The sequence below is a fragment of the Ruegeria sp. AJ12 genome, assembly GCF_056536245.1.
This window is the reverse complement of sequence record NZ_JBQFJJ010000001.1, coordinates 816142-842033: the sequence shown is the minus strand read 5'-3', so window position 1 is coordinate 842033 and position 25892 is coordinate 816142. Positions and strand designations below refer to the sequence as shown.

Below are 25892 nucleotides of genomic sequence, written 5' to 3'. Positions count from 1 at the left end.
AATGCAACCTTTTTTGGCAGCAATTTGTAATTTTATGACCCAGCAGATGCAGAAAAGTCTTCTGCACCTGCAGCGTTAGCGCGCCTTACTCCGTCCGGGACAGACGCCGCGTAGTATTCAAACAGCTCTTTGCGTTGGCCGGACAAAGACAAGACACCGTTGTTTCGGCTCAGGATTCGACGTTCAACCAATTGATCAATGGCACCTGATATGGCTTCGGTGTCTGCGCCTGACGGACTGCCGTCCTGCTTCATCATAGTCTCTATACGAGACCGAACAGCGTCAACAGCCATAGGGCCGTTTTCGCGCAGCACCCAGCACACCGCCGGAATCGGTACCAAAGGCACCGCGCGACCGATGCGCCGCATCAGTTCGCGGGCGAGGTCCGTCATGACGTCATTTCTGTCGTTGGCACGAAAGGCTTGCAGCGAGATCGGCATACCGTACCGAACCGATGCAAGCCCGAAGCGCGTGTAGCGACCAATCAACCGCCGCCAGATCTGTTTCAGGCTCCACCGTGTGATGACACCAATTCTGGCATGGAACCGGCGTTCCTTTCCCAATGCCGCGCGGGTCAGGATCGTATCCTCAAGCACCCGATCATAATTCAGCGCCACCGGCACAAAAACCACATCACGGCCACCCAGTTCAGTTCCGTCGATGATGTATTTGAGCAGTCCCAACTTGGGGCGGCCCAACTCTCCGGTCAGGCTCAGACCCCCCTCCGGGAACATGGCCTGTGTCACACCAGCCTCGGTGGCGTGGCGTACATAACAGGACAGGACTTGTCGGTAGAGGTCGCTGCCCGATTTGCGCCGGATGAAGTAGGCCCCCATAGCTCGGATTAGGCGGCTGAGCGGCCATACCCGAGCCCATTCACCAACCGCATAGGACAACGCTGATTGTTGCGCTGCCAGATAGGTCACAAGCACATAATCCATGTTGCTGCGGTGGTTCATCACAAAGACAACGGTGGCTTCGGGATCAATCTCCTGCAGCGCTTTTTCGTCTTCATAGCTGAGCCGCACATTGTAAAACGTGTTGCTTAGTAAGCGGGCCAGGCGGATGGCGATGCTAAAATACGCGACAGCGGAAAAGGATGGAACAATTTCGCGCGCATAATGGCGTGCCTGTTCAAAGGCCACGGCTTCGGGGACGCCGGTTTCCTGCGCGTGGTGCTGCACCGCCCGCCCCACCTGAGGGTCATAGATCAGACGTTGGATCATGTCATGCCGCCGGGCCAGCTTGAACGGTTGGATCGGGCGCTGCAGGCGTTGGTTCAACTTTGACACGGCGCGTTCAAGCCGACGGCGAAAGAACCAACGCACCGACGGAAACAGAAAATGCGAGGCCAGCGTGACCGTGGCAAAAACCACGATCAGCACAAACAGCCAAAGCGGAAGTTCCACAGTCTGTGTCATCCGGGCACAGTGCCATCAATCGGACCTGCTCACAATCTGCACAATCCAGCGATGCCGCAACGCAGCGAATTGACATGACCCGAAAATTGCGCTTTAGAACCTGTGTACGCAATTTTGTTACTCATCGATATGCGAGGCTCACCCATGACGCAGATGCAGAAAGATCGCCCCTGGCTGATCAGAACCTATGCCGGTCATTCTACAGCCAAGGCCTCGAACGCGCTGTATCGTGGCAACCTTGCGAAAGGTCAGACCGGGTTGTCTGTGGCTTTCGATCTGCCGACGCAAACCGGGTACGACAGTGACCATACGCTTGCGCGCGGTGAGGTTGGCAAAGTCGGCGTGCCTGTCTGTCATCTGGGCGATATGCGGGTCCTGTTTGATCAGATCCCGCTCGAGCAGATGAACACCTCGATGACGATCAATGCCACCGCCCCCTGGCTGCTGGCCCTTTACATCGCTGTTGCCGAGGAGCAAGGCGCGGATGTGTCCAAGCTGCAGGGCACGGTGCAGAACGACCTGATCAAGGAATACCTGAGCCGCGGTACCTATGTCTGCCCGCCGAAACCATCCCTCAAGATGATCGCGGATGTGGCGGAGTACTGTTATACGAACGTACCCAAGTGGAACCCGATGAATGTGTGTTCCTACCACTTGCAGGAAGCGGGCGCGACACCCGAGCAGGAGCTGGCTTACGCTCTGGCCACTGCAATCGCGGTTCTGGACGAGTTGCGCCCAAGGGTGCCGGCCAAAGATTTCCCGGCCGTATGCGGGCGCATTTCGTTTTTTGTGAATGCCGGAATCCGGTTTGTTACCGAAATGTGCAAAATGCGCGCTTTCGTCGACCTTTGGGACGAAATTTTGCAACAAAGATACGGCGTCGAAGACCCGAAGTTCCGTCGGTTCCGGTATGGCGTTCAGGTCAACTCGCTGGGTCTGACCGAGCAGCAGCCGGAAAACAATGTTTACCGCATCCTGATCGAGATGCTCGCCGTTACCTTGTCGAAAAAGGCTCGGGCCCGTGCGGTGCAGTTGCCTGCCTGGAACGAAGCCCTTGGGTTGCCGCGTCCATGGGATCAACAATGGTCCATGCGGATGCAACAAATTCTGGCGTACGAGACCGACCTTCTGGAGTTTGGCGACCTGTTTGATGGCAACCCGGCCGTAGATACCAAGGTCGAGGAGCTGAAAGAAGGCGCCCGCGCCGAACTTGCCAATCTGGACGCGATGGGCGGAGCAGTGGCGTCGATTGAGTACATGAAGTCTCGTCTGGTCGATTCCAACGCGGAACGCCTGAACCGGATTGAACGGAACGAAACCGTCGTAGTGGGCGTGAACAAATGGACCGAAGGAGAACCCTCGCCGCTCCAGACCGAGGATGGCGGCATCATGGTTGTCGATCCTGCCGTCGAGCAGGAACAGATCGATCGCCTTCACGACTGGCGTTCTGAAAGGGATAACGTTGCGGTTGCCGAAGCATTGGCCGCGTTGCGCGAGGCCGCAAAATCAGGTTCCAACGTGATGGAACCATCCATTGCAGCGGCCAAGGCGGGCGTGACAACCGGCGAATGGGCTGAAGAAATGCGAAAGGTCTATGGCACCTACCGGGGGCCAACGGGTGTCTCGGGCTCGGTCTCGAACAAGACCGAAGGGCTTGAGGACCTTCGCGCCGCTGTAGACGCGGTCAGTGACAAGTTGGGGCGGCGCCTCAAGTTCCTGGTTGGCAAGCCAGGCCTCGATGGCCATTCAAACGGTGCGGAACAGATCGCCTTCCGGGCGCGGGACTGCGGCATGGACATCAGCTACGATGGTATCCGCCTGACACCGGAAGAGATCGTGACGGCGGCGATCAAAGATGACGCCCATGTCATCGGATTGTCGATCCTGTCCGGCAGCCACCTGCCGCTGGTCGAGGACGTGATGGCGCGTTTGCGCCGCGAAGGTCTAGGCCACATTCCCGTTATCGTGGGTGGCATCATCCCGGATGAGGATGCGGAAAAGCTAAAATCCATGGGCGTATCCAAGGTCTACACGCCGAAGAATTTTGAACTGAATGCCATCATGGGTGACATCGTCACTCTGGTAGACCCGCAAAATCTCGCGGCAGAATAACAGTCACTTCGCTTGAAAATTTCCCCGTATCTATCCCCTCTACATTGGGGATAGATTATTCTGTCATCCGGAATTAGGGTGCGCGCCAATACACCATCAATAACCGCTCACGGAGAAAAAGAATGGGGAACAACCTCGAAAAGATGTCGCGCAAAGAACTGCTGAAATTGCGTACCGATGTTGAAAATGCTCTCATCAATGCAGAAAAAAGAGAACGTCAAGAAGCGTTAAAGGCCGCTGAGAAAGCAGCAGCGGAATTTGGCTTCTCATTGTCTGAGTTGTCCGGCGATGCGCCTCGCGCCACAAAAGGCAAGAAAGCAAAGGCAAAATACCGCAACCCGGCTGAACCCGAGCAAACCTGGACAGGTCGTGGTCGCAAGCCGCAATGGCTGCATGATGCCTTGAAAGCCGGCGCGGATATTTCCGAACTGGAAATCTGAATTGGAAGTTGTCTCAAAATGACAATTCATATTGGCGCGGAAAAAGGCGAAATTGCAGAAACCGTTCTTTTGCCCGGAGATCCCTATCGCGCGAAATGGGCAGCTGAAACGTTTTTGCAAGACGTAAGGCAAGTCAATAAAGTCCGGGGAATGCTTGGGTTCACCGGCACCTGGAAAGGAAACCCGGTAACAATTCAGGGCAGCGGCATGGGAATGCCGTCTCTTTCAATTTACGTGAATGAACTGATCCGCGATTATGGTGCAAAAACCCTGATCCGGATTGGATCATGCGGCGGGATGCAGGAGAGTATCAAGGTCCGGGACGTTATTCTGGCCATGACATCCACCACGCTCAGCACGCCTTCGCGCGGTATCATGAAAGAGCTGAATTTTGCCCCCTGCGCCGACTGGGGCCTGTTGCACGCTGCCGCCCAAGCAGCTGCGGCAAAGGACACGCCGCCAACACATATCGGCGGGATTTATTCGTCTGACGTCTTTTATGACGAACGCCCCGACCTGAATGAACAGATGGTTCGGCATGGTGTTCTGGGTGTCGAAATGGAAGCCGCCGAGCTTTACATTCTGGCGGCACGCCACAAGTGCCGGGCGCTGGCTGTGCTTACCGTGTCTGACCATTTGCTGACAGGCGAGGCATTGCCCTCTTCGGAACGCGAACAGAGCTTTGGCGAAATGGTCGAGATCGCACTACAGGCGGCCTTTCCCGAGGCCGCATAACACAGGTCGGGCAGGGTGTGCCCTGCCCGTTGCCTACTGGTCGGGCTTTTCACGCAAACATTGCGTCGGGCTCTCGGCCCCTTCCTCCTGCGCACCGCAAAACGCACAAATCCAGACCCCTTCTTTCCGATGCAGCCGCCACCGGCAATCCCGCGTCAGGGAAGAAGACCGTGCACGCCACACGAAATAGGCAAAAACTCCGGCGGCCAGAATAAGCAGAAGAATGGGCATGTTTATTGCATTGCCGATGGAGTCGGAGATTTCAAGCCTGTGCAGGCCGGTCAGGCTGCGTTGGCGTATTCAAACAGTTCCGGCGTATCTTCTTTCGCAGGCGCAGCAGGCTCGGGTGTGTAGTAAGCCCAAGCTTGTTCCAATAACTCTAGTGCCTTGTCCGCCTGTGGTTTGATGTTGTTCTTGTCCATTGGAAAACCCAGTTCTAGCCTAATTGCTCCTCCCCAGCGCAATATAGGCGGGCAAGCCCGTAATTTCACTAGGCTTTATTGCAGCCTCGGTATGCTCAAAACGCATGAAAGGCCGACGGCTGGAACCGCCAGCCTTCTACATTTGTTCAAGCTATGCGGCCATACATGCGTTCGCTTTGGCTGCCTGGTCTTCGCTAACGCCATCACCGGGAACGAACACTTCTGTTTGCTTGCCATCCTTAAGGGCGTATTGCGTTGTAAAGGAACCGGCAATTCCCGCCTGGTTAGCGCAATCCACCTGTTTAAAAACAAGGTCCGCCCGACTGCTACCTGACGATCCACCGCACGCTGAAAGAACGGTGATCGCAGCAAGCGACAAAGCTATAACCAGTGATTGGGTCATTGATGTTCTCCGATGTTTCAATACCCGCATAACACGAAAAACCCCGAGGCGTTTCCACCCCGGGCTTGGTTATTTTTAACTGTGATCAAACTGCACGTTCGACCATCATCTTCTTGATTTCTGCAATTGCCTTGGCCGGATTCAAGCCCTTCGGGCAGGTCTTGGCACAGTTCATAATGGTGTGGCAGCGATAGAGCTTGAAGGGATCCTCAAGCTCATCCAGACGTTCGCCCGTAGCCTCATCCCTGCTGTCGATGATCCAGCGATAGGCGTGCAGCAAAGCTGCCGGACCAAGGTAGCGGTCACCATTCCACCAGTACGACGGGCAAGCGGTCGAGCAGCTGGCGCACATCACGCACTCATAAAGGCCGTCCAGCTTCTTGCGGTCTTCGATCGACTGCTTCCATTCCTTTGCCGGACGGTTGGTCTTGGTTTCCAGCCACGGCATGATGCTTGCATGCTGAGCGTAAAAATGGGTCAGGTCGGGAATCAGATCCTTGACCACCGCCATGTGCGGCAGCGGGTAGATTTTCACATCGCCCTTGATCTCATCCATGCCATAAATGCAGGCCAGCGTGTTGATCCCGTTGATATTCATCGCACAGGAGCCGCAAATCCCCTCGCGGCAGGACCTGCGGAACGTCAGGGTCGGGTCGATCTCATTCTTGATCTTGATCAGCGCGTCCAGAACCATCGGGCCGCAGGTATCCATATCGACGAAATACGTATCGACACGCGGGTTCTGTCCGTCATCCGGGTTCCAGCGATAAATCCGGAACTTGCGCAAATTGCTGGCGCCCTCTGGCTTGGGCCAGGTTTTTCCGGTGGTGATCCGGGAATTCTTGGGCAGGGTCAGTTGAACCATGTCAAATCTCCATTCAGCCTGTATTGGCGCGCTCGGTCGCGCCTCGATTATAGTGGCCCCAGTGGGCCGTGTTCACGTCAAAATCCGGTGACAGCCATTCTGCAACGGTCTGCGGGTCGTCTGTGTCGATATCAAACCGCAAGTACCGTGCGGAGCGGTCAAAAAACGCAGCGACTTCGGCATGGTGCACATCGTACATGTACGCCCATCCCCGTTTGACAGCGGCTTCCGGTAGCCCATTAGCCTTGCAGCACTTTGCAAGGTAGCCGCCGCCAGAGTGGCGCGCCCGCGACGCAATCCAGTCTTCCCGGTTTCGCGTATTGAACAAAAAGTACGCATCGGGATACGCAGCATGTAACTCGCGAAAGAACCGCGCGCCATCCAACATGAAGCGCGCGTTGACGAACGCGATGTCCGCAAAGGCCCGTATCCCGCCGAACCCGTCCAGTGGTTTGCGGCCCATTGAGATGTTTGTCACCATCTGTTGGGCAACGTTGGCACCTTCGTCATCCAGCCAGTGCACGGACGGAATCCCGCTCTTCTGAAACAGTTTGTGAAATGACGTCGTGGCACACCGGTTCAAACCGATCAGAATGATCTTTGGATCGCTTTGTCCCCGATGCAGTGCCTCGACCGTCATTGTCCGTTCACCGCGTGTCAGAATGTGCGCGCCTTGGGCGCAATTTTCTTGAGACTGATGCCGCCATCGCTTTCCTGAGTCAGCGGATCAATGATCACGGGGCGATAGCTGAGATCGACCTTGGTGCCGTCAATCCGGGACACCGTGTGTACGCGCCAGTTCTCGTCATCGCGCTCGGCAAAGTCTTCATGCGCGTGGGCACCGCGGGATTCCTTGCGGGCCTCGGCGCCGACAATTGTCGCCAGCGCGTTTGGCATCAGGTTGGTCAGTTCCAGCGTTTCCATCAGATCGCTGTTCCACACGAGCGATCGGTCTGTCACCTGTATATCCTCCATCTTGGCCGCAATCGCCGTCATCTTTTCAACGCCCGCGGCCATCGTCTTGGCAGTCCGGAACACGGCCGCGTCTTCCTGCATGGTTTTCTGCATCTCAAGCCGCAGGTCAGCCGTCGGAACCGATCCGCTTGCGTTGCGCACCGCATCGAACCTGTCAAAGGCCTTGTCGACGGAGGCCTGATTCAGCACAGGGTTCGGCGCATCCGCGTCCACAACCTTGCCGGCCCGGATTGCAGCGGCCCGACCAAATACAACGAGGTCGATCAGCGAGTTCGAGCCCAGCCGGTTGGCCCCGTGAACGGACGCACACCCGGCTTCGCCCACGGCCATCAGGCCCGGAACGACGGCGGTCGGATTGTCTGCGGTGGGGTTCAGAACCTCACCCCAATAGTTCGTTGGAATACCACCCATGTTGTAATGCACAGTCGGCAAAACCGGGATCGGTTCTTTGGTCACGTCGACCCCAGCGAAAACACGCGCCGACTCCGAAATCCCCGGCAGGCGTTCCGCCAGTGCTTCCGCCGGGAGGTGGCTCAGGTTCAGGTGAATGTGATCACCTTCATCGCCATGGCCGCGCCCCTCGCGGATTTCCATTGTCATCGAGCGTGAGACATAGTCGCGCGGGGCGAGGTCTTTGTACTGAGGCGCATAACGCTCCATAAAACGCTCGCCCTCGGCGTTTGTCAGATACCCGCCTTCCCCGCGGGCGCCTTCGGTAATCAGACAGCCAGAGCCGTAGATGCCAGTCGGGTGGAATTGCACGAATTCCATGTCCTGCAATGGCAGCCCGGCGCGTGCAACCATACCGCCACCGTCACCGGTGCAGGTATGGGCCGACGTGGCGCTGAAATAGGCCCGGCCATACCCGCCTGTCGCCAATACCACCATCTTGGCGTTGAAAACATGCATCGTGCCGTCATCGAGCTTCCAGCACACGACACCCTGACATTGACCGTCGTCGGACATGATCAGGTCGATGGCGAAGTATTCGATGTAGAACTCGGCGTTGTTCTTCAGCGACTGACCATAAAGCGTGTGCAGGATGGCGTGGCCGGTTCTGTCGGCGGCAGCACAGGTGCGCTGCACAGCGGGGCCTTCGCCGAACTCGGTCGTGTGACCTCCAAAGGGGCGCTGGTAGATCTTGCCTTCTTCGGTCCGGCTGAACGGCACGCCATAATGTTCGAGCTCGTACACAGCCTTGGGGGCTTCACGCGCGAGGTACTCCATTGCGTCCGTATCACCCAACCAGTCCGACCCTTTGACGGTGTCGTACATATGCCATTGCCAGTGGTCCGGTCCCATATTGGACAAGGATGCCGCGATTCCACCCTGCGCCGCGACCGTGTGGGACCGGGTCGGGAACACCTTGGTCACGCATGCGGTCCGCAATCCCTGTTCGGCCATGCCCAAGGTTGCGCGCAATCCTGCGCCGCCGGCGCCAACCACCACGACATCATATTCGTGGGTTTCATATTCATATGCTGTCATCGTTCTAAATCCTTACCGCACACACTACAGCGCGAGCCTGACGAGCGCGAAAAGCCCGACTGCGATCACCGTGTATGCAAAGGCTGACACGGCCATGAGGGTCAGTTTTTCAGCGACGCCATGCACATAGTCCTCAACGGCGACCTGGGCCTCTCGCATCAGATGCAGCGTCACGAATACCAGTGTCAGAGCTGTCACAATGGCCGGAAAGGGACGGCTGTAGTAGGCGAGCACCTCTTCGTAGGTTCCGCCAAGTCCGATTGCAAAAGTGATCACAAATAGCGGCACCAGAAAAACCAATGCAGTGGAGCTTGCCATCATTTGCCAATGGTGATGCGTGCCGCCACGTCCTGCTCCGGTACCTTCTGCGCGCTTTCGATCAGTGAGATAGTGCATAGCCTTTATCCTTATGCCACCAACGCCGTCACGACGGCCAGAACAGTCGCCAGCACGAACATCCCCACACCCAGCTTTTCGGATATCGGTACGTCCAGACAATATCCCAGGTCCCAGATCACATGCCGCAACCGACCGAGCATATGGTAATAAAGCGCCCAGGCAGCCGCGAACATAACCAGATCGCCCAGGAAGCTCCGCATCAATCCATCAATGAAACTGAATGCGCTTTCCGATGTTGCCGCGGCCAGCAGCCACCATACGATCAGGCCGGACACCATGAGCGTTGCGATGCCGGTGATACGTACCAGGATCGAAGACACCGACGTCATTTGCGGACGATAGATCGTCAGATGCGGCGATAGCGGGCGACTGCCCCGATTGACATCTGCCATGGCGGCTCCTTTTCGGTTGGCTACCGTAGGTTTTACTGTTTTTTGCCTCACTGTCACGTGCTGCAAGTGCAAAAATGCTCAATTCGGCCGCAAACCACCGGATTGTCACGTTATGTGATCACAAGAATTATTCGTGTGATCACATAATGTATTCAGCGGCTTCAATGTTAGCGATTTCAATGCCAAAGCAATGTGATCACGAATCTCGGATTATCTCTCCAATCCAGCTGTTTGCTGTGTGACCTCACGCAACAGCTTTTTTCGAATCCGCTCGGGGTAGTCGTCAAACCCTGCCGCCGAAACAACAAAGGCGCCCTCTCCTACAATGACATTCTCAAAGAAATAGGCCGTCAGATCCGGCTCGCTTTCTTCAATCGCAATCGCGTTCACCGTGACACCGCGATTGCGCAAGAGGGCATGTACCTGCGCTGGCTCGACCCCTTCGTTCGAGATTCCGTCGCCTGAGATGTCGATAAGCAAGCGGCTGCAATCCGAAACAGTTTCGAAACTGGCCAATGTGGATTCCAGTGCCTCGCCGATTGCCGTAGAGAAATTGCGCCAGACCCGGGGATCGGCAGCCACCTTGTCCGCGAACCCGTCAAGCGCGTCGAAACTGTCGATGCGGGTCCAGGGAATGGTGATCCTCTGGCGTGAAGCGCCTGTCCACTGAACCAGCATCAATTGCGCCTGACCGCGCACCAAGGCCTCGGACACAACCGGATCGCGCAGCCCTGTCGCGAGCCCATCCATCTGAATCCTGTATTCTTTGGAATCCACCGATCCCGAAACGTCCACGGCCAAAGCCAAAGCCAAGTCGCAGGCGACGGTCGGGGTTGCCAGAAAAGATGCAAAAGCTGCCGCACGCAAGAACTGCATGCCTCAAATCTAGCACATCTGCCGATGCTTCAATTCAATTTCTTATCAGGGTGCAATTTCCGATGCGCAGCGATCTTGGGAGCTGTCAGCAACATGCTGACCGCATGACGCTTCAACATCATGCGCCTTACCCCACCCGGTCTCTACATTGGGACAAGGGCCCAGATATCAAGGTCCAGCAAAACGCCCGGCAGGTACTTTCCATCTTCGCCTCTGAGCTCAAACGGCGCCCCGCTCTTGGTCGCCACCAGACGCAGGCGCAACGCTCCAATGCCGGAGACACCGGTCTCTGCCTTATCCAAAACCTCGGACCAGGCTTTGATCGTATCGCCTGCGAAACAGGGGTTGGCATGCGCACCCCCGTTGAGGCCCACAATCATCTGTGCATTGGCCAGACCGTTGAACGACAGGGCACGCGCCATCGAGATCACATGCCCGCCATAGATGAGCCGCCCCTCCGGCCGGAAGGTGAGATCGAAATGCACCTTGGCGGTGTTCTGCCAGAGACGGGTCGCCAGCATATGTTCGGCCTCTTCAATCGTCACGCCGTCGACGTGATCAATCATTTCTCCCGTTTTGTACGCATCCCAGCGATGGGAGTCTCCGGATTGCCCAAAATCGTATTTCGAAAAATCGAGGCCCTGCGGCACCACCAGATCCTTCGGATCGAGCACATTTTTCAACTCGGGCACAACAGTCTCGGGCGCGGGGGCGTCGAGGTTCGATTTGCGCACCATCACCCAACGGACATATTCGATGATCACCTCGTCGCGCTGGTTCAACCCGCGTGTGCGGACCCACACTACCCCGGTCTTGCCGTTCGAGTTCTGCTTGAGGCCAATCACTTCGGACTCTGATCGCAATGTGTCGCCGGGATAGACCGGCAGCAGCCATCGCCCCTCGGCATAACCCAGATTGGCGACTGCGTTCAGCGAAATATCGGGAACCGTCTTGCCAAAGACCACGTGAAATGCCGCCAGATCGTCAATCGGACTTTGCGGCAATCCGCAGTTCCGGGCGAACTCATCCGAGGAATAGAGCGCATGGCGGGCTGGGTACAGCGCGTGATAGAGCGCGCGCTCACCCACCGTTACGGTACGCGGGACCGCGTGATGCAGAACCTGTCCGACGTGGTAATCCTCGAAGAAGCGGCCTGGATTGGTTTTGACCATTATTGCTGTCCCAGTTGCATGTCAGGGGAATAGTCGCCTTCGATCTCCTTGGTCACCGCCTGCGCGCAGCGCATCACGTTGGACGCCGGATCAAAGGCGTAAGAGGGAGAGCCATGCAGTTCCCACCCCTTGGCCAGCGCGTCAGAGACTTTGTGGCAAAACGCCGATGTGTCGACCTCGGTCAACAGACGATAGAGTTTCGCCATGAAATCAGCTCCTTACGACGGGAACGGTGACGGACCGACCAGCCCGTGAATGTACCCGATGATACCCAGCAGCACAATTGAGGCGACAAAGAACATCGCGTCTTTGCCGTAGGTGCCGGGTTCCCCCGGGGTCCATTCGGGCTCGGACCGGTTGATGACGATGACTTCTGCGACGGCCCAGGCCAGCAACCCTCCGAACAATACGATCGTGGCCAGATCCCCATTGACCAGCAGGTGAGCAAAAGCCCAAAGCTTAAACCCCGCCAGCATCGGGTGCCGCATCTTGTTCAGAAGACGCCCCTTGGCTCCCGCGGGGCTCATCATGAAGACCCCGATCAGCACCAGCAGGTTGTTAATGTGGATCATGAACGACGGCGGCGCCCAGACATAGATGAAATCCGTCATCCGGTATCCGAAGATCATCAACAGGATGGACACAACCAGCGCCAGGGCGACAACGCCTTTGCCCGCGTTGCCCATCTCGGCCCTCTGTTCGGGCATCAGCCGCTTGAAGAAATGTGCGGCCCACCAAAGTGCCACACCAAGGATCAGAAGAACAAAGCCCATTGCTGGCCTACCCCGCTTGCAAAGCTACTATTGCCTCTGCTTTTGCCAGAATTTCGCGGGCAGTTACAACGTGCAGGTTCTCGACAATCTTGCCATCGACCACCGCAACGCCTTGCCCCAGTGCTTCTGTCTCTTCAAACGCGGCGATCTGTCGCCGGGCCAGATCAACCTCATCCTCCGAGGGCGCGAAGGCCGTGTTGGCGATGTCGACTTGAGCCGGATGGATCAGGGTCTTACCGTCAAACCCCATATCGCGACCTTGCGCGCATTCGGTGGCCAGACCCTCGGCATCTTTGAACGCATTGTAAACGCCATCAATGATGATCAAACCCTCGGCTTTGGCGGCCAGCAGGCACAGTCCCAAGGAGGTCATCATCGGCAGGCGGTCAGGCCGAAAACGGGTTTGCAGTTCCTTGGCCAGATCATTGGTGCCCATCACAAAACCAGCCAACAATGTGTGCGCCGCGATTTCGACAGCATTCAACATACCGCGCGGGGTTTCCATCATGGCCCAGATCGGCAGGTCTCCGGTGATCGCGGCCAGCGCGTCGACATCGGCAGCGGCGTTCACCTTGGGCAGCAGAACGACATCGGCATCCATCTTGCGCACCGCCTCGGCATCGGCCCGACCCCATTCCGTGTCCAGCCCGTTGATGCGCACGATCTTGACCCGCGCGCCATAACCGCCTGTTGCCAGCGCGGCCTTCAGCGTCTCACGGGCATTCATCTTTTCCTCTGCAGCCACGGCGTCTTCCAGATCAAAAATGATCGCATCAACCGGCAGCGTGCGCGCCTTGTCCAGCGCCCGCTCTTTCGAGCCGGGAATGTACAGAACCGAACGATACGGGCGTTGACGCGGATCCATTTGCATCTCCGAAAGAAATATTGTTGCGCGGAATGGGGCATTTTTTTCGCGAAAGTTCAAGCGCAAAATCGCCGCGCTGCAGCATCATCAGCAACGGCGGCGCAACGTGCGTTGTTTTAACCGAATGTCGGGACCCGCTGGGCAAGCTTTCAAACTCAGGTGACAAAAGGGGCCGGAGATGAAGAAGACATTGTTCAAAATGACTATGGGGTTGTCCATCGTGGTTCTTGCTGCGCAACAGGTACAGGCACAATCACGCAATTGCGCGCCACGCGCCGATGTGATTGAGCGGCTTGCCAGCACTTATGGCGAGACACGCAAAGGCATGGGAATTGCGCGACAAGGCGCGGTCATGGAGGTGTTTGCATCGGACGAAACCGGAAGCTGGACAATCACCGTAACCTTGGCTGATGGCGTGACATGTCTGGTTGCAAGCGGGCAATCCTACGAGACTCTTGTCGAAGGACTGCCGCCGCGCGGCGAAGACGCCTGATTCAGGTCAATGCATCCCAGATCAGCTTCGTACCGGTGATGGTCAGCAGGACGTAAGCAATGCCAAAGAACACGCGTTCGGACAGCATGAAATGTGCCCGAACGCCGAGCCAGGCACCTAACAGCGCAAACGGAGCCAGCAGCAGATTTGCCCAGGCTGTTTGCAGCGTGAAAAGGCCAAGATAGGCGTAAGGCACAAATTTGGCGATATTGATCACCCAGAACACAAGAACCGTAGTGGCCTGAAACTCGGTTTTCGACAGGCGCTGGGACAGCAGGTAGACGGCGGCGGGTGGCCCCCCCGCGTGGCTGACAAAACTGGTGAAGCCCGCGACCAATCCCGCGAACACACCGGCCGACGGCGGCAGACGGTTGCTCGCCGCCCGCAGCCACCCTCGGGACTGCCCAACATGCCATACAACAAACCCGACCGAGATTCCCCCAATTAACAGGCGCAGAATGTCATCGTTTGTCACGCGAAACAGCCACAATCCCAGCAAGACGCCCGGGATGGCCCCTGCCATCAGCAAGCGAGAATCCGGCCAGCTCCACCGCTTCCAGTAGGGACCAAGAGTTGCAAAATCGATGATCATCAGGATCGGCAGCATCAGGGCGACCGCCTGCGCCGGTTCCAGGATCAGGGCCAGAATCGACGAAGACGCAAACGCCACGCCCGACCCAAACCCGCCTTTCGAAATGCCTGCGAAGATCACCGCCGGGATCGCCACGGCAAAAAACATCAGGTTCAGTTCGAACATGCGGTGGCCCCGAAACAGCTTGTTTCAAAAGCGGTTTAGCGCAATCAAGTGATCACATGCAATCTGTATGCGGTCGCATGCCGCGTGGCTCGGCCCTTGCGCGACGCCGTATTAACGACTAGCACAACCGCGATTTCAAAACCCACCGGAGATATTCCAAATGGCCAGACCCAAGATCGCGCTGATCGGCGCAGGTCAGATCGGCGGCACGCTCGCCCACCTCGCAGCAATGAAGGAACTTGGTGACGTCGTCCTGTTCGACATCGCCGAGGGCACGCCGGAAGGCAAGGCACTGGATATCGCCGAATCCGGTCCCTCCGAAGGGTTTGACGCCAAGCTGAAGGGCACCCAGTCCTACGAGGACATCGCAGGCGCCGACGTCTGCATCGTGACCGCCGGCGTGCCCCGCAAACCGGGCATGAGCCGCGACGACCTGCTGGGCATCAACCTGAAAGTCATGAAATCGGTCGGCGAGGGCATCGCCGCCAATGCGCCCGACGCGTTTGTCATCTGCATCACCAACCCGCTGGACGCGATGGTCTGGGCCCTGCGTGAATTCTCGGGCCTGCCGCATAACAAGGTCTGCGGTATGGCGGGTGTTTTGGACTCGGGCCGTTTTGCGCATTTCCTGTCGGAAGAGTTCAACGTGTCCATGCGCGACGTCACCGCCTTTGTACTGGGCGGCCACGGCGACACGATGGTGCCTTCGGTTCGCTACTCGACCGTTGCCGGTATCCCGCTGCCGGATCTGGTCGAGATGGGTTGGACCACACAAGAGAAGCTGGACGCCATCGTTCAGCGCACCCGGGACGGCGGCGCCGAGATCGTTGGCCTGCTGAAAACCGGTTCGGCCTTCTATGCGCCGGCCACCTCGGCGATCGAAATGGCCGAAGCTTATCTGAAAGACCAGAAACGCGTCCTGCCTTGTGCCGCCTATTGCGACGGAGAGTTGGGTGTCGAAGGCATGTATGTAGGTGTGCCGACCGTGATCGGTGCAGGCGGCATCGAGCGCATCGTCGACATCAAGCTCAACGAAGAAGAGCAGGCCGGGTTCGACAACTCGGTCAACGCCGTCAAAGGCCTGATCGAGGCGTGCAAGGGCATCGACAGTTCTCTGGCCTAAAGCACACACGACCAAGACTTGCGAAACCGGCCCCTTTTCGGGCCGGTTTTTTCGTTTGCGGGGAGATCATGTTGGTCGCACATGGTGGCGCCAACGCCGCAAATGCCTTCTTTGAATGTGTTTTCTAGCACAGCCCTCGGTTTTTCGAATCATAACAGCTTGGCACCTAGTTTTGTGATCACACCCTAAAATGCTGTGATCACAAATACTGAAAATCTTCGTGAAATACCTGTCTCCTGTCAAAAAACCCTTTAAACTTGACCGTTAGACCCCCCTATAACGGTTTAATCGCAGTCAGACGGGACAGTTCCGATGAACATTCACGAATATCAAGCCAAGGCGCTTCTGCGCAGCTATGGCGCTCCGGTCTCCGACGGTCGCGCCGTTCTGCGCGCCGAAGAAGCCAAAACCGCAGCTGGTGAGCTGGACGGACCGCTTTGGGTCGTCAAGGCGCAAATCCACGCGGGTGGGCGCGGCAAGGGCTCGTTCAAAGAGGTCGATGCCGGTGAAAAGGGCGGTGTCCGTCTGACCAAATCGGTGGAAGAAGCCGCCGAAGAAGCCAAAAAGATGCTGGGCCGCACGCTGGTCACCCATCAGACCGGCCCAGCAGGCAAGCAGGTCAATCGCATCTATATCGAAGCCGGATCGGGCATCGAGCGCGAACTGTATCTGGCGCTGCTGGTGGATCGCCAGACCAGCCGCATCTCGTTTGTCTGCTCGACCGAGGGCGGCATGGACATCGAAGAAGTGGCCGCAGCGACACCCGAGAAAATCCTGTCCTTCTCGGTGGACCCCGCAACGGGCTATCAACCCTATCACGGCCGCCGCATCGCGTTCTCGCTGGGACTGGAAGGCGCGCAGGTCAAGCAATGCGTCAAGCTGATGAGCCAGCTCTATGCCGCCTTCGTCGAGAAGGACATGGAGATGCTGGAGATCAATCCGCTGATCGTCTCGGATAAGGGCGACCTGAAAGTACTGGACGCCAAGGTCGGTTTTGATGGCAACGCGGTCTATCGCCACCCGGATATTGCCGAGCTGCGCGACACGACCGAGGAAGACCCCAAGGAACTGGAAGCCTCCAAATACGACCTGAACTACATCGCGCTGGATGGTGAGATCGGCTGCATGGTCAACGGCGCCGGTCTGGCGATGGCGACGATGGATATCATCAAGCTGTATGGGGCCGAGCCTGCCAACTTCCTTGACGTGGGCGGCGGTGCCACCAAAGAGAAAGTGACCGAAGCGTTCAAGATCATCACCTCGGACCCGCAGGTCAAAGGCATTCTGGTCAACATCTTCGGCGGCATCATGCGCTGTGATGTCATCGCCGAGGGCGTTGTCGCCGCGGTGAAAGAGGTCGGCCTGCAGGTTCCGCTGGTCGTGCGTCTGGAAGGCACGAATGTCGAGAAGGGCAAAGAGATCATCAACACCTCTGGCCTGGACGTAATCGCGGCGGACAACCTGAAAGACGGTGCCGAGAAGATCGTGAAGGCGGTTAAGGGGTAAGTTCCAGTGCTAAGTAGGTTTGCAATTGCCAGCATTATGTTTGTCGCAGCTTGTCAAAGCACAGTTGAAGGTAACTCTGTAGCAAGAGAGCAGCAGCGACCAGGCGACGGCATAACGGCATTTACAAACGCTTGCATTAGGACAAACGCAACTCGCGAGAATGCCGGACGTGTTTTTGACAACCTGAATATCTACCGAGAGGTAGGTAACTATGCCAACGGTATTTTCCCGGGCGGCGAATTTGTCGATCGCGCCTATGCCCGACAAGCTGAGCCGGGAGAGATTGGACATAGTGTTGAAAGCCGATTGCGTGAGAACGAGTCATATTGTGCGGTTCGTATTCGCGGCCTTTGGCTAAACGAAGCGCAACAACCGATCTCAAATGCGCTTTCTGAAGGTGGCTTCAGGTATGTCGAAAACTTCTCACAAGCACAGGAACAAGACTTCCAGATTTCTGGGTTATCTGGCGTCTATCAAAATCAAGGTCGGTATTTTTTGCTGATTGCAGCACAGTCTGCTCAGAGAGCCGGTCGTATCACGGATTTGGAGTTCTACGAGCTCTCTCCGAAGAAACGCTAATTACAGGAGACTCCGCAAAATGGCAGTCCTCATCGACGAAAATACCAAAGTGATCTGTCAGGGCACTCGGCAGATGCACGTGTGGCACTAACCGCACCTTCAAAGTGACAGCCGCCGCGACATATCGCGATTGCCCCACATGCGGGTCCGATGACGCCCCCAGATTGGAGGCATACTCTCCGGTCGATTGGTTTCTGGCCCAGTGCAAGGCGTGCGGTTTTGTGTTCCTCCGTGACCCGCCGAAACACGAGGCGTTGCAAGAGGAATTCGCGTGGGAGCGCACCTTCGCCGCAAAAAAACAAACCTCCAAAGGGTCCACATCGTTCAGTCCGATCGCGCGCAAAATCCGCGGCAAACTGCGGATGAACCGCAACAAGAATACCGCGTTCCGCAAGTGGTTCAAAAACGGTCATGTTCTGGATATCGGTTGTGGTGATGGCGTGCGGATTGCAGAACCAATGACGCCTTACGGCATCGAATTGTCATCGGAACTACATCGGCGCGCCGATGTAAATATGCGCTCACGCGGCGGCTATTGCCTTCATGGCGCTGGGGCCAAAGTTATCTGGCAGTTCGAGCCTGAGATGTTCGACGGTATCGTGATGTATTCGTATCTCGAACACGAAACTGACGCGCTGGATGTGCTTAAAGGTGCCTACCGCGCGCTTAAACCGGCGGGTGGCGTTTTTGTTCGTGTGCCGAATTTTGGCTCTCTCAACCGTAGGCTTGTCGGCGCCAAGTGGTGCGGTTTCCGGCACCCCGATCATGTCAACTACTTCACACTGAAAAGCCTTAGGGAACTGGCCAGCAGGGCGGGTTTCTCAACCAGACTTGTCAACTGGGTCAGCCTGCCGGTGGACGACAACGTTTCCGTGCTTTTGCGCAAAAATACATCAAAATCATCATAAGGATCAGGTACTCATGGCAGTCCTCATCGACGAAAATACCAAAGTGATCTGTCAGGGCTTCACCGGCTCGCAGGGCACATTCCACAGCGAACAGGCCATCGCCTACGGCACCAAGATGGTCGGCGGCGTGACCCCCGGCAAAGGCGGGATGACCCATCTCGACCTGCCCGTGTTCAACTCGGTCCACGAGGCCAAGCATGTGACCGAAGCGAATGCCAGCGTGATCTATGTGCCGCCGCCCTTTGCGGCGGATTCGATCCTCGAAGCGATTGACGCCGAGATGGAAGTGATCGTCTGCATCACCGAAGGCATCCCGGTTCTGGACATGATGAAGGTGAAACGCGCGCTGGAAGGCTCAAGCTCACGCCTGATCGGGCCGAACTGTCCCGGTGTGATTACACCTGATGCCTGCAAGATCGGCATCATGCCCGGCCACATCCACAAGCGTGGCTCGGTCGGCGTTGTGTCGCGCTCGGGCACCCTGACCTATGAGGCCGTCAAGCAGACCACCGATGTGGGTCTGGGCCAGTCCACTTGCGTGGGCATCGGCGGCGACCCGATCAAAGGCACCGAGCATATCGACGTGCTGGAATGGTTCCTGGCGGATGACGAGACCCACTCGATCATCATGATCGGTGAGATTGGTGGCTCGGCCGAAGAAGAAGCCGCGCAGTTCCTGGCGGATGAGGCCAAGAAGGGCCGCAAAAAGCCGACCGCCGGTTTCATCGCGGGCCGCACCGCCCCTCCGGGCCGTCGCATGGGCCACGCAGGCGCCATCGTCGCCGGTGGTAAGGGCGGTGCCGAGGACAAGATCGAAGCCATGCGCAGTGCCGGTATCGTCGTGGCTGAAAGCCCGGCGCAGCTGGGTGAGGCTGTGCTGGAAGCGATTGGGTAAGATGCTCAATGACCGAGACATAGCTCTGAGGGCAGCGCCCGGCCGCGGGTGGGCGCAAAGCGCCCGCCCATGGGGGCGGTCGGGCGCTGCCCGGCGGTGCCGTCGGGCGGGTGCAGTATTCGTCGCGCTAAGCACTCTGTGCAGCCCCGTATATGCATCCTGTGAACCGGAAACCGTCCGCGATGTATTGAGCCTGTGTTCTGACCTCGGAAACAACGTTGCGGCGGTTGATGACGAGTTGAAAAATCTCGGCTGGCAGGCTGCTGATACACCGCAAACGAGTTTGAACGTGCTGTTCTGGTCGTTGTTTGCGCGGGACTTCACAGTCTTTGGCGATGAAGCCCTCGAGCTAATGGCAAATAGCGACGACCTTGGCACGCAGCTTGGTTATTTGATTGTAAATGCTGACTTCATGGCCGCCCCAATTCTGGGCAACTCTGCGCTGCCTCCAAACCAGCCCGCATATAGCAAAGGCGAGTACCAACTGGCAGTTCTCGGCGTAAGCCTCGGTAAGGGTTATTGCATCATGGCGGGACCCAGCACCATCCTTGACGCCGTAACACAGTTCGACAGTTTTGCAGAAAAATGGCCCGAGGACATGCCAAAGAGCAACCGGGACGGCGTGACAGCCTTGTTTGGAACGGCGGGCAACGCAAAGATCTTTGCCGCCAATCTGGACGAACCGACACTCAGAACGCTCTATTCGTCGACGACAATCGAGCTCCCCGAATCCAGAAGAACATTCGATCCGCAAATCTTCGATGCTCTGCCACCGGCAGTCATCAGTATCTCTCCCACTAAGCCTCAGTGAGGTAACCCCATGACCTTCTCTGACGCCATCCGCACCTGTTTCTCCAAGTTCTTCACCTTCTCGGGGCGTGCCGCGCGGCCCGAATACTGGTTCTTTTTCCTGTTCATCATGATCTGGAGCATCATTGCCGGGATCATCGACTGGCAGTTCTTCACTCAGGTCGCAGTGACTGAAACCGAGGCGTCAAAGTCCGTCGCGGCCACCTCCTCAGGGCCGGTGCAGAGCATCGTTGGCCTGATCGTCTTTTTCCCGCATCTGGCCGTCGCGTGGCGACGGATGCATGATACCGGGCGAAGTGGGCTTTATGCTCTGCTGCCGATCCTGCTGATCGTTGGGGCCTTTGCGGTTCTGATCTTTGGCATCGGGGTCGCCAACCAGTTTCATGGCGGCAGGTTCGATACTCTGTTCACAGAAGCCACCTTGCTGATCGTCATTCCGACACTGCTGGTTTTGCTGGTGTCGCCCCTTCTGGTGTTATGGTGGCTGACACGGCCCAGTGATCCTGGCACCAACAAATACGGTCCCAACCCAAATGAGGTAAACGCATGAGCCCGAGCCAAGCAGTCAAAACCTGCTTTGCAAAATACTACACTTTCTCGGGCCGCGCGTCGCGCTCCGAGTTCTGGTGGTTCGTACTTTTCCTTTCAGTTATCAGTAGTGTCATCCAGTCGTATGTTCAAAGTGGAGGTGGAACTTTAGCCATCAAGTTTGGTCTGAATTTCTTCCTCAGTACCGAAGCTCATTGGTTGGAAAACTTGTTCACCCTAGTCACTTTCGTGCCATTCATCGCCGTATTCACTCGGCGATTGCACGACATTGGAACTTCCGGCTGGCGAGGCTTGGGTTATCTCGCAATACTCGCGTTGATCATTGCCTCTTTCTTCGTATTGCCTTGGCAAATCAGCGCCGTCGTTCTTTTGATCGCTTTGGTAATCGGCATATTCTTTCTGTCCAGAAACTCTGACCACGGCACCAATCAATACGGTCCCAACCCATATGAGGTAGCCCAATGACCGAACATACGCCCAACACCGCGTTCCATGCCTCAAGCTTCATGCAAGGGCACAATGCCGAATATCTGGAGCAGCTCTATGCCCAGTACACCAAGAACCCCGGCGCAGTGGATGCCGCCTGGGCCGAGTTCTTCAAGGCCATGGGTGACGCTACGCCGGACGTCCAGCGTGAGGCCGAAGGACCTTCCTGGGCGCGAACCGACTGGCCTCCGATGCCAACCGATGATCTGACGGGCGCGCTGACCGGGGAATGGGCCGAGATCGACGCCAAGGCGGCAGGCAAAAAAATCAAGGAAAAGGCAGAGGACAAAGGCGTCGAGGTCAGCGACGATCAGATCAAACGCGCCGTTCTGGACAGTCTGCGCGCCCTGATGTTGATCCGGGCCTATCGCATCCGGGGTCATCTGGCCGCTGATCTGGATCCGCTGGGCATGCGCAAGGCCAGCACCCACCCGGAACTGGACCCAAAGACATACGGCTTTACCGATGCCGACATGGATCGCCCGATCTTTATCGACAACGTGCTCGGCCTGCAGATGGCCAGCATGCGCCAGATCGTCGAGATCGTGAAACGCACCTATTGCGGCACCTTCGCGCTGCAATACATGCACATCTCGGACCCTGAACAGGCCGCATGGCTGAAGGAACGGATCGAGGGATATGGCAAGGAAATCGCCTTCACCAAAGAGGGTCGTAAGGCGATCCTGAACAAGATGGTCGAGGCCGAAGGCTTCGAGAAATTCCTGCACGTCAAATACATGGGCACCAAGCGTTTTGGTCTGGACGGCGGCGAGGCTCTGATCCCCGCGATGGAGCAGATTATCAAGCGCGGCGGTGCATTGGGCCTGAGCGATATCGTGATCGGCATGCCGCACCGGGGTCGTCTGAACATTCTGGCCAACGTGATGGGCAAACCCTACCGCGCCATCTTCAACGAATTCCAGGGCGGCAGCTTCAAGCCCGAAGACGTAGACGGGTCGGGCGACGTGAAGTATCACCTCGGGGCATCCAGCGACCGGGAGTTTGACGGAAACTCAGTTCACCTGTCACTGACCGCCAACCCCTCGCACCTTGAGGCCGTAAACCCGGTGGTTCTGGGCAAGGTTCGCGCCAAACAGGATCAGTTGAAAGACACGGATCGAACCAAGGTGATGGCGATCCTGCTGCACGGGGATGCGGCTTTTGCCGGCCAGGGCGTTGTGGCCGAGGGCTTTGGCCTGTCCGGCCTGCGCGGGCACAAAACCGGCGGTACAATGCATATCGTGGTGAACAACCAGATCGGCTTTACCACTGCACCGCATTTCAGCAGGTCCAGCCCGTATCCAACGGATATCGCGCTAATGGTTGAAGCGCCGATCTTCCACGTGAACGGGGACGACCCTGAGGCGGTCACGCATGCCGCCAAGGTGGCCACCGAGTTCCGTCAGAAGTTCCACAAGGACGTCGTCATCGACATTTTCTGCTACCGCCGGTTTGGCCACAACGAGGGCGACGAGCCCATGTTCACCAACCCGATCATGTACAAGAAGATCAAGACGCATAAGACCACGCTGTCTCTGTACACTGAGCGCCTGGTCAAAGATGGCCTGATCCCCGAGGGTGAGATCGAGGATATGAAGGCCGCCTTCCAGGCACATCTGAACGATGAGTTCGACGCGGGGAAGGATTACAAACCCAACAAAGCCGACTGGCTGGATGGGCGCTGGTCACATCTGGACAAGAACAAAGATGAGTATGTGCGCGGCGATACAGCGATTGCGCCGGAAACCTTTGCCGAGATCGGCAAGGCGCTGACACACGCCCCGTCGGACATCGCGCTGCACAAGACAGTTGGTCGCCTGCTGGAACACAAAAAACAGATGTTCGAATCCGGCAAGGGTTTTGACTGGGCGACCGGTGAGGCTTTGGCGTTTGGCTCTTTGCTGACCGAAGGCTATCCGGTTCGTTTATCCGGTCAGGATGCGACACGGGGCACGTTCAGCCAACGCCACTCGGGCTTCGTTCATCAGGAGAACGAAGAACGCTTCTACCCGCTGAACAATGTTCGCCCCGGACAGTCGCATTACGAGGTGATCGACTCGATGCTCAGCGAATACGCGGTGCTGGGCTTTGAGTATGGGTATTCTCTGGCGGAACCGAACGCGCTTGTCTTGTGGGAGGCGCAGTTTGGCGATTTCGCCAACGGCGCGCAGATCATGTTCGACCAGTTCATCAGCTCGGGCGAAAGCAAGTGGTTGCGCATGTCCGGTCTGGTCTGCCTGTTGCCGCACGGGTTCGAAGGGCAAGGGCCTGAACATAGCTCGGCCCGGCTGGAACGGTTTTTGCAGATGTGCGGACAGGATAACTGGATCGTCGCGAACTGTACGACGCCCGCGAATTATTTCCACATCCTGCGCCGTCAGTTGCACCGCACCTTCCGGAAGCCACTGATCCTGGTGACCCCGAAATCGCTGCTGCGCCACAAGCTGGCCGTCAGCACGGCCGAGGAATTCACGACCGGGTCCAGTTTCCACCGGGTGCTGTGGGATGACGCGCAGCACGGGAATTCGGACACCAAGCTGGTTGCCGATGACAAGATCAAACGCGTCGTGATGTGTTCGGGCAAGGTTTACTACGACCTGCTGGAAGAGCGCGATGCACGGGGCATCGACGATGTCTACCTGCTGCGGATCGAACAGTATTATCCGTTCCCGGCGCATTCGCTGATCAATGAACTAGAGCGGTTCAAGGGTGCCGAGATCATATGGTGTCAGGAAGAGCCCAAGAACCAAGGCGCCTGGACCTTTATCGAACCCAATATCGAATGGGTCCTGACCCGGATCGGTGCAGATCACAAACGGCCACGTTACGTCGGCCGCGCAACGTCGGCCTCACCCGCAACGGGTCTGGCCAGCCAACACAAAGCCCAACAAGAAGCGCTGGTTAACGAAGCGCTAAGCCTCGAAGGAAAGTAAGCGATGACGATTGAAGTTCGTGTTCCCACGCTTGGCGAGTCGGTCACCGAAGCCACGGTTGCGACCTGGTTCAAGAAACCCGGCGACGCGGTCGCCGTGGATGAGATGCTCTGTGAGCTTGAAACCGACAAGGTGACGGTCGAAGTTCCCGCCCCCTCCGCAGGCGTCATGGGCGAGATTGTCGCCGCCGAAGGTGAGACCGTTGGCGTGGACGCTCTGCTCGCCACCATAACGGCAGGAGAAGGCGCTGCTCCTACCCCGGCCGCAGCCCCTGCGCCTGCAGCAACGCCCGCGCCGGCAGCTGGTGCAGGCAGCGTCGACGTGATGGTGCCCACGCTAGGTGAATCGGTCACCGAAGCCACCGTCTCGACCTGGTTCAAACAAGTGGGTGACGCAGTCGCGCAGGATGAAATGCTGTGCGAGTTGGAAACCGACAAGGTGTCAGTCGAGGTCCCCGCCCCCGCCGCTGGCGTTCTGGCGGAAATCGTCGCACCCGAAGGCGCTACTGTCGATGCAGCGGCCAAACTGGCGGTAATTTCGGGATCGGGCGCCGGTGCTGCCCCGGCACCCGCCCCTGCCGCGGCCGCAGCCCCGGCGGCAGCCGCTACAAGCAAGGACGTGGCCAATGCGCCCTCAGCAGAAAAAGCCATGGCCGAGGCCGGACTGTCTGCGGCTCAGGTCGCGGGAACGGGCCGCGATGGCCGCATCATGAAAGAAGACGTGGCGCGTGCCGTGGCAACCGCCGCCGCACCAGCCCCGGCGCCCGCCACAGCCCCTGCTCCGGCCCCACGTGCACCGGTTGCCGCCAGTGATGCAGCGCGCGAGGAACGGGTCAAGATGACCCGCCTCCGTCAGACCATCGCCAAGCGCCTGAAAGACAGCCAGAACACCGCCGCCATGCTGACCACCTATAACGAGGTGGACATGACCGAGGTGATGGCCCTGCGCAGCCAGTACAAGGATCAGTTCGAGAAGAAGCACGGGGTTCGTCTGGGCTTCATGTCCTTTTTCACCAAGGCCTGCTGCCACGCACTGAAGGAAGTGCCCGAGGTGAATGCCGAGATCGACGGCACCGACATCGTCTACAAGAACTTTGTCCATATGGGCGTGGCCGCCGGTACGCCCACGGGTCTGGTGGTTCCGGTTATCCGCGATGCGGACTCGATGTCCTTCGCCGCGATCGAAAAAGCCATCGCTGAAAAGGGCAAGCGCGCCCGTGACGGCAAGCTGAGCATGGAAGAGATGCAAGGCGGCACTTTCACCATCTCGAACGGTGGTGTCTATGGCTCGCTGATGTCCTCGCCGATCCTGAACCCGCCGCAGTCGGGTATTCTGGGCATGCACAAGATCCAGGACCGTCCGATGGCCATCAACGGTCAGGTCGTGATCCGTCCGATGATGTATCTGGCGCTGTCCTATGACCACCGGATCGTCGACGGCAAAGGCGCGGTGACGTTCCTTGTCCGGGTCAAAGAGGCGCTGGAAGACCCGCGCCGCCTGTTGATGGATCTGTAA

General features: G+C 57.7%; 29 protein-coding genes. 14 read left to right on the top strand and 15 right to left on the bottom strand.

Annotated features, from left to right (window positions below; all coding sequences use genetic code 11):
- Positions 1–32 precede the first annotated feature (32 nt).
- Positions 33–1421, bottom strand: coding sequence for a 1-acyl-sn-glycerol-3-phosphate acyltransferase (locus ACR3E0_RS04220; protein ID WP_480476477.1), 1389 nt, complete (start codon positions 1419–1421; stop codon positions 33–35).
- Between the two features lie 144 nt (positions 1422–1565).
- On the opposite strand from ACR3E0_RS04220, the gene ACR3E0_RS04215 reads away from it, so the two are divergent.
- The 3 genes from ACR3E0_RS04215 to deoD all read left to right on the top strand — a co-directional run bounded on the left by ACR3E0_RS04215 (position 1566) and on the right by deoD (position 4708).
- Positions 1566–3533: a protein meaA gene (locus tag ACR3E0_RS04215; RefSeq protein WP_480476475.1), complete on the top strand. Its 1968-nt coding sequence runs from the start codon at positions 1566–1568 to the stop codon at positions 3531–3533.
- 122 nt (positions 3534–3655) lie between these two features.
- Positions 3656–3973: an H-NS histone family protein gene (locus ACR3E0_RS04210; RefSeq protein ID WP_480476473.1), complete on the top strand. Its 318-nt coding sequence runs from the start codon at positions 3656–3658 to the stop codon at positions 3971–3973.
- 18 nt (positions 3974–3991) lie between these two features.
- Complete coding sequence (gene deoD, locus ACR3E0_RS04205; RefSeq protein WP_480476471.1) at positions 3992–4708, top strand: purine-nucleoside phosphorylase; 717 nt, start codon at positions 3992–3994, stop codon at positions 4706–4708.
- A 33-nt stretch (positions 4709–4741) separates the two neighbouring features.
- On the opposite strand, the gene ACR3E0_RS04200 is transcribed toward deoD, so the two are convergent.
- The 13 genes from ACR3E0_RS04200 to ACR3E0_RS04140 form a co-directional block, all read right to left on the bottom strand.
- A complete protein-coding gene (locus ACR3E0_RS04200; protein ID WP_480476469.1) occupies positions 4742–4939 on the bottom strand; it encodes a hypothetical protein in 198 nt (65 codons plus the stop codon).
- A gap of 50 nt (positions 4940–4989) precedes the next feature.
- Entirely contained in the window at positions 4990–5130 is a 141-nt protein-coding gene (locus tag ACR3E0_RS04195) for a hypothetical protein (protein WP_480476467.1), read from the bottom strand.
- Between the two features lie 151 nt (positions 5131–5281).
- Positions 5282–5533, bottom strand: a complete 252-nt coding sequence (locus tag ACR3E0_RS04190; protein ID WP_480476465.1) for a hypothetical protein — start codon at positions 5531–5533, stop codon at positions 5282–5284.
- 85 nt (positions 5534–5618) lie between these two features.
- On the bottom strand, positions 5619–6398 hold the full coding sequence (locus ACR3E0_RS04185; RefSeq protein WP_480476463.1) for a succinate dehydrogenase iron-sulfur subunit: 780 nt from the start codon (positions 6396–6398) through the stop codon (positions 5619–5621).
- 13 nt (positions 6399–6411) lie between these two features.
- Entirely contained in the window at positions 6412–7038 is a 627-nt protein-coding gene (locus ACR3E0_RS04180; RefSeq protein ID WP_480476461.1) for a sulfotransferase, read from the bottom strand.
- 17 nt (positions 7039–7055) lie between these two features.
- A complete protein-coding gene (sdhA, locus tag ACR3E0_RS04175; RefSeq protein ID WP_480476459.1) occupies positions 7056–8861 on the bottom strand; it encodes a succinate dehydrogenase flavoprotein subunit in 1806 nt (601 codons plus the stop codon).
- 24 nt (positions 8862–8885) lie between these two features.
- Positions 8886–9257, bottom strand: a complete 372-nt coding sequence (gene sdhD / locus ACR3E0_RS04170) for a succinate dehydrogenase, hydrophobic membrane anchor protein (RefSeq protein ID WP_480476457.1) — start codon at positions 9255–9257, stop codon at positions 8886–8888.
- A gap of 11 nt (positions 9258–9268) precedes the next feature.
- A complete protein-coding gene (gene sdhC / locus ACR3E0_RS04165; protein WP_480476455.1) occupies positions 9269–9652 on the bottom strand; it encodes a succinate dehydrogenase, cytochrome b556 subunit in 384 nt (127 codons plus the stop codon).
- A gap of 210 nt (positions 9653–9862) precedes the next feature.
- Positions 9863–10528 carry a DUF1194 domain-containing protein gene (locus ACR3E0_RS04160; RefSeq protein ID WP_480476453.1) on the bottom strand — a complete coding sequence of 222 codons (666 nt, stop codon included), beginning with the start codon at positions 10526–10528 and terminating at the stop codon, positions 9863–9865.
- Positions 10529–10671: 143 nt separating this feature from the next.
- A complete protein-coding gene (locus ACR3E0_RS04155) occupies positions 10672–11700 on the bottom strand; it encodes a MaoC family dehydratase (RefSeq protein WP_480476451.1) in 1029 nt (342 codons plus the stop codon).
- Positions 11700–11906, bottom strand: coding sequence for a DUF1737 domain-containing protein (locus ACR3E0_RS04150; RefSeq protein ID WP_480476449.1), 207 nt, complete (start codon positions 11904–11906; stop codon positions 11700–11702). The genes ACR3E0_RS04155 and ACR3E0_RS04150 overlap by 1 nt, the downstream gene beginning before the upstream one ends.
- Before the next feature lie 12 nt (positions 11907–11918).
- On the bottom strand, positions 11919–12473 hold the full coding sequence (locus tag ACR3E0_RS04145) for an NnrU family protein (RefSeq protein ID WP_480476447.1): 555 nt from the start codon (positions 12471–12473) through the stop codon (positions 11919–11921).
- Between the two features lie 7 nt (positions 12474–12480).
- A complete protein-coding gene (locus tag ACR3E0_RS04140) occupies positions 12481–13338 on the bottom strand; it encodes an HpcH/HpaI aldolase/citrate lyase family protein (RefSeq protein ID WP_480476445.1) in 858 nt (285 codons plus the stop codon).
- A 178-nt stretch (positions 13339–13516) separates the two neighbouring features.
- On the opposite strand from ACR3E0_RS04140, the gene ACR3E0_RS04135 reads away from it, so the two are divergent.
- Positions 13517–13831, top strand: coding sequence for a hypothetical protein (locus tag ACR3E0_RS04135; protein ID WP_480476443.1), 315 nt, complete (start codon positions 13517–13519; stop codon positions 13829–13831).
- Position 13832: 1 nt separating this feature from the next.
- Here the strand turns inward: ACR3E0_RS04135 and ACR3E0_RS04130 are convergent, their stop codons facing one another.
- Positions 13833–14588 carry a sulfite exporter TauE/SafE family protein gene (locus ACR3E0_RS04130; protein WP_480476441.1) on the bottom strand — a complete coding sequence of 252 codons (756 nt, stop codon included), beginning with the start codon at positions 14586–14588 and terminating at the stop codon, positions 13833–13835.
- Positions 14589–14748: 160 nt separating this feature from the next.
- Between ACR3E0_RS04130 and mdh the strand changes: the two genes are divergently transcribed.
- From mdh to odhB, 10 genes are all read left to right on the top strand, one after another.
- Entirely contained in the window at positions 14749–15711 is a 963-nt protein-coding gene (mdh, locus tag ACR3E0_RS04125; RefSeq protein WP_480476439.1) for a malate dehydrogenase, read from the top strand.
- A gap of 312 nt (positions 15712–16023) precedes the next feature.
- Positions 16024–17217 carry an ADP-forming succinate--CoA ligase subunit beta gene (sucC, locus tag ACR3E0_RS04120; protein ID WP_480476437.1) on the top strand — a complete coding sequence of 398 codons (1194 nt, stop codon included), beginning with the start codon at positions 16024–16026 and terminating at the stop codon, positions 17215–17217.
- A gap of 36 nt (positions 17218–17253) precedes the next feature.
- On the top strand, positions 17254–17796 hold the full coding sequence (locus ACR3E0_RS04115; RefSeq protein ID WP_480476435.1) for a hypothetical protein: 543 nt from the start codon (positions 17254–17256) through the stop codon (positions 17794–17796).
- Positions 17797–17960: 164 nt separating this feature from the next.
- Positions 17961–18704 carry a class I SAM-dependent methyltransferase gene (locus tag ACR3E0_RS04110; RefSeq protein WP_480476433.1) on the top strand — a complete coding sequence of 248 codons (744 nt, stop codon included), beginning with the start codon at positions 17961–17963 and terminating at the stop codon, positions 18702–18704.
- A 13-nt stretch (positions 18705–18717) separates the two neighbouring features.
- Positions 18718–19599: a succinate--CoA ligase subunit alpha gene (gene sucD, locus ACR3E0_RS04105; protein ID WP_480476431.1), complete on the top strand. Its 882-nt coding sequence runs from the start codon at positions 18718–18720 to the stop codon at positions 19597–19599.
- Between the two features lie 187 nt (positions 19600–19786).
- Positions 19787–20410, top strand: coding sequence for a hypothetical protein (locus ACR3E0_RS04100; RefSeq protein ID WP_480476429.1), 624 nt, complete (start codon positions 19787–19789; stop codon positions 20408–20410).
- A 9-nt stretch (positions 20411–20419) separates the two neighbouring features.
- The gene (locus ACR3E0_RS04095) at positions 20420–20959 is read left to right on the top strand and encodes a DUF805 domain-containing protein (protein ID WP_480476427.1); all 540 of its coding nucleotides are present in this window, start codon (positions 20420–20422) and stop codon (positions 20957–20959) included.
- Positions 20956–21423 (top strand): DUF805 domain-containing protein, encoded by a 468-nt coding sequence (locus ACR3E0_RS04090; RefSeq protein ID WP_480476425.1) that lies wholly within the window; start codon positions 20956–20958, stop codon positions 21421–21423. The genes ACR3E0_RS04095 and ACR3E0_RS04090 overlap by 4 nt, the downstream gene beginning before the upstream one ends.
- Positions 21420–24377, top strand: coding sequence for a 2-oxoglutarate dehydrogenase E1 component (locus ACR3E0_RS04085; RefSeq protein ID WP_480476423.1), 2958 nt, complete (start codon positions 21420–21422; stop codon positions 24375–24377). Before ACR3E0_RS04090 ends, ACR3E0_RS04085 begins: the two co-directional genes overlap by 4 nt.
- A 3-nt stretch (positions 24378–24380) precedes the next feature.
- Positions 24381–25892: a 2-oxoglutarate dehydrogenase complex dihydrolipoyllysine-residue succinyltransferase gene (gene odhB, locus ACR3E0_RS04080; RefSeq protein WP_480476421.1), complete on the top strand. Its 1512-nt coding sequence runs from the start codon at positions 24381–24383 to the stop codon at positions 25890–25892.

Excerpts from the sequence above, each read along its gene's own strand:
- ACR3E0_RS04220 (WP_480476477.1), bottom strand. The coding sequence starts at position 1,421 with ATGACACAGACTGTGGAACTTCCGCTTTGGCTGTTTGTGCTGATCGTG.
- ACR3E0_RS04215 (WP_480476475.1), top strand. The coding sequence starts at position 1,566 with ATGACGCAGATGCAGAAAGATCGCCCCTGGCTGATCAGAACCTATGCC.
- ACR3E0_RS04210 (WP_480476473.1), top strand. The coding sequence starts at position 3,656 with ATGGGGAACAACCTCGAAAAGATGTCGCGCAAAGAACTGCTGAAATTG.
- deoD (WP_480476471.1), top strand. The coding sequence starts at position 3,992 with ATGACAATTCATATTGGCGCGGAAAAAGGCGAAATTGCAGAAACCGTT.
- ACR3E0_RS04200 (WP_480476469.1), bottom strand. The coding sequence starts at position 4,939 with ATGCCCATTCTTCTGCTTATTCTGGCCGCCGGAGTTTTTGCCTATTTC.
- ACR3E0_RS04195 (WP_480476467.1), bottom strand. The coding sequence starts at position 5,130 with ATGGACAAGAACAACATCAAACCACAGGCGGACAAGGCACTAGAGTTA.
- ACR3E0_RS04190 (WP_480476465.1), bottom strand. The coding sequence starts at position 5,533 with ATGACCCAATCACTGGTTATAGCTTTGTCGCTTGCTGCGATCACCGTT.
- ACR3E0_RS04185 (WP_480476463.1), bottom strand. The coding sequence starts at position 6,398 with ATGGTTCAACTGACCCTGCCCAAGAATTCCCGGATCACCACCGGAAAA.
- ACR3E0_RS04180 (WP_480476461.1), bottom strand. The coding sequence starts at position 7,038 with ATGACGGTCGAGGCACTGCATCGGGGACAAAGCGATCCAAAGATCATT.
- sdhA (WP_480476459.1), bottom strand. The coding sequence starts at position 8,861 with ATGACAGCATATGAATATGAAACCCACGAATATGATGTCGTGGTGGTT.
- sdhD (WP_480476457.1), bottom strand. The coding sequence starts at position 9,257 with ATGCACTATCTCACTGATCGAAAGCGCGCAGAAGGTACCGGAGCAGGA.
- sdhC (WP_480476455.1), bottom strand. The coding sequence starts at position 9,652 with ATGGCAGATGTCAATCGGGGCAGTCGCCCGCTATCGCCGCATCTGACG.
- ACR3E0_RS04160 (WP_480476453.1), bottom strand. The coding sequence starts at position 10,528 with ATGCAGTTCTTGCGTGCGGCAGCTTTTGCATCTTTTCTGGCAACCCCG.
- ACR3E0_RS04155 (WP_480476451.1), bottom strand. The coding sequence starts at position 11,700 with ATGGTCAAAACCAATCCAGGCCGCTTCTTCGAGGATTACCACGTCGGA.
- ACR3E0_RS04150 (WP_480476449.1), bottom strand. The coding sequence starts at position 11,906 with ATGGCGAAACTCTATCGTCTGTTGACCGAGGTCGACACATCGGCGTTT.
- ACR3E0_RS04145 (WP_480476447.1), bottom strand. The coding sequence starts at position 12,473 with ATGGGCTTTGTTCTTCTGATCCTTGGTGTGGCACTTTGGTGGGCCGCA.
- ACR3E0_RS04140 (WP_480476445.1), bottom strand. The coding sequence starts at position 13,338 with ATGGATCCGCGTCAACGCCCGTATCGTTCGGTTCTGTACATTCCCGGC.
- ACR3E0_RS04135 (WP_480476443.1), top strand. The coding sequence starts at position 13,517 with ATGAAGAAGACATTGTTCAAAATGACTATGGGGTTGTCCATCGTGGTT.
- ACR3E0_RS04130 (WP_480476441.1), bottom strand. The coding sequence starts at position 14,588 with ATGTTCGAACTGAACCTGATGTTTTTTGCCGTGGCGATCCCGGCGGTG.
- mdh (WP_480476439.1), top strand. The coding sequence starts at position 14,749 with ATGGCCAGACCCAAGATCGCGCTGATCGGCGCAGGTCAGATCGGCGGC.
- sucC (WP_480476437.1), top strand. The coding sequence starts at position 16,024 with ATGAACATTCACGAATATCAAGCCAAGGCGCTTCTGCGCAGCTATGGC.
- ACR3E0_RS04115 (WP_480476435.1), top strand. The coding sequence starts at position 17,254 with ATGTTTGTCGCAGCTTGTCAAAGCACAGTTGAAGGTAACTCTGTAGCA.
- sucD (WP_480476431.1), top strand. The coding sequence starts at position 18,718 with ATGGCAGTCCTCATCGACGAAAATACCAAAGTGATCTGTCAGGGCTTC.
- ACR3E0_RS04095 (WP_480476427.1), top strand. The coding sequence starts at position 20,420 with ATGACCTTCTCTGACGCCATCCGCACCTGTTTCTCCAAGTTCTTCACC.
- ACR3E0_RS04090 (WP_480476425.1), top strand. The coding sequence starts at position 20,956 with ATGAGCCCGAGCCAAGCAGTCAAAACCTGCTTTGCAAAATACTACACT.
- ACR3E0_RS04085 (WP_480476423.1), top strand. The coding sequence starts at position 21,420 with ATGACCGAACATACGCCCAACACCGCGTTCCATGCCTCAAGCTTCATG.
- odhB (WP_480476421.1), top strand. The coding sequence starts at position 24,381 with ATGACGATTGAAGTTCGTGTTCCCACGCTTGGCGAGTCGGTCACCGAA.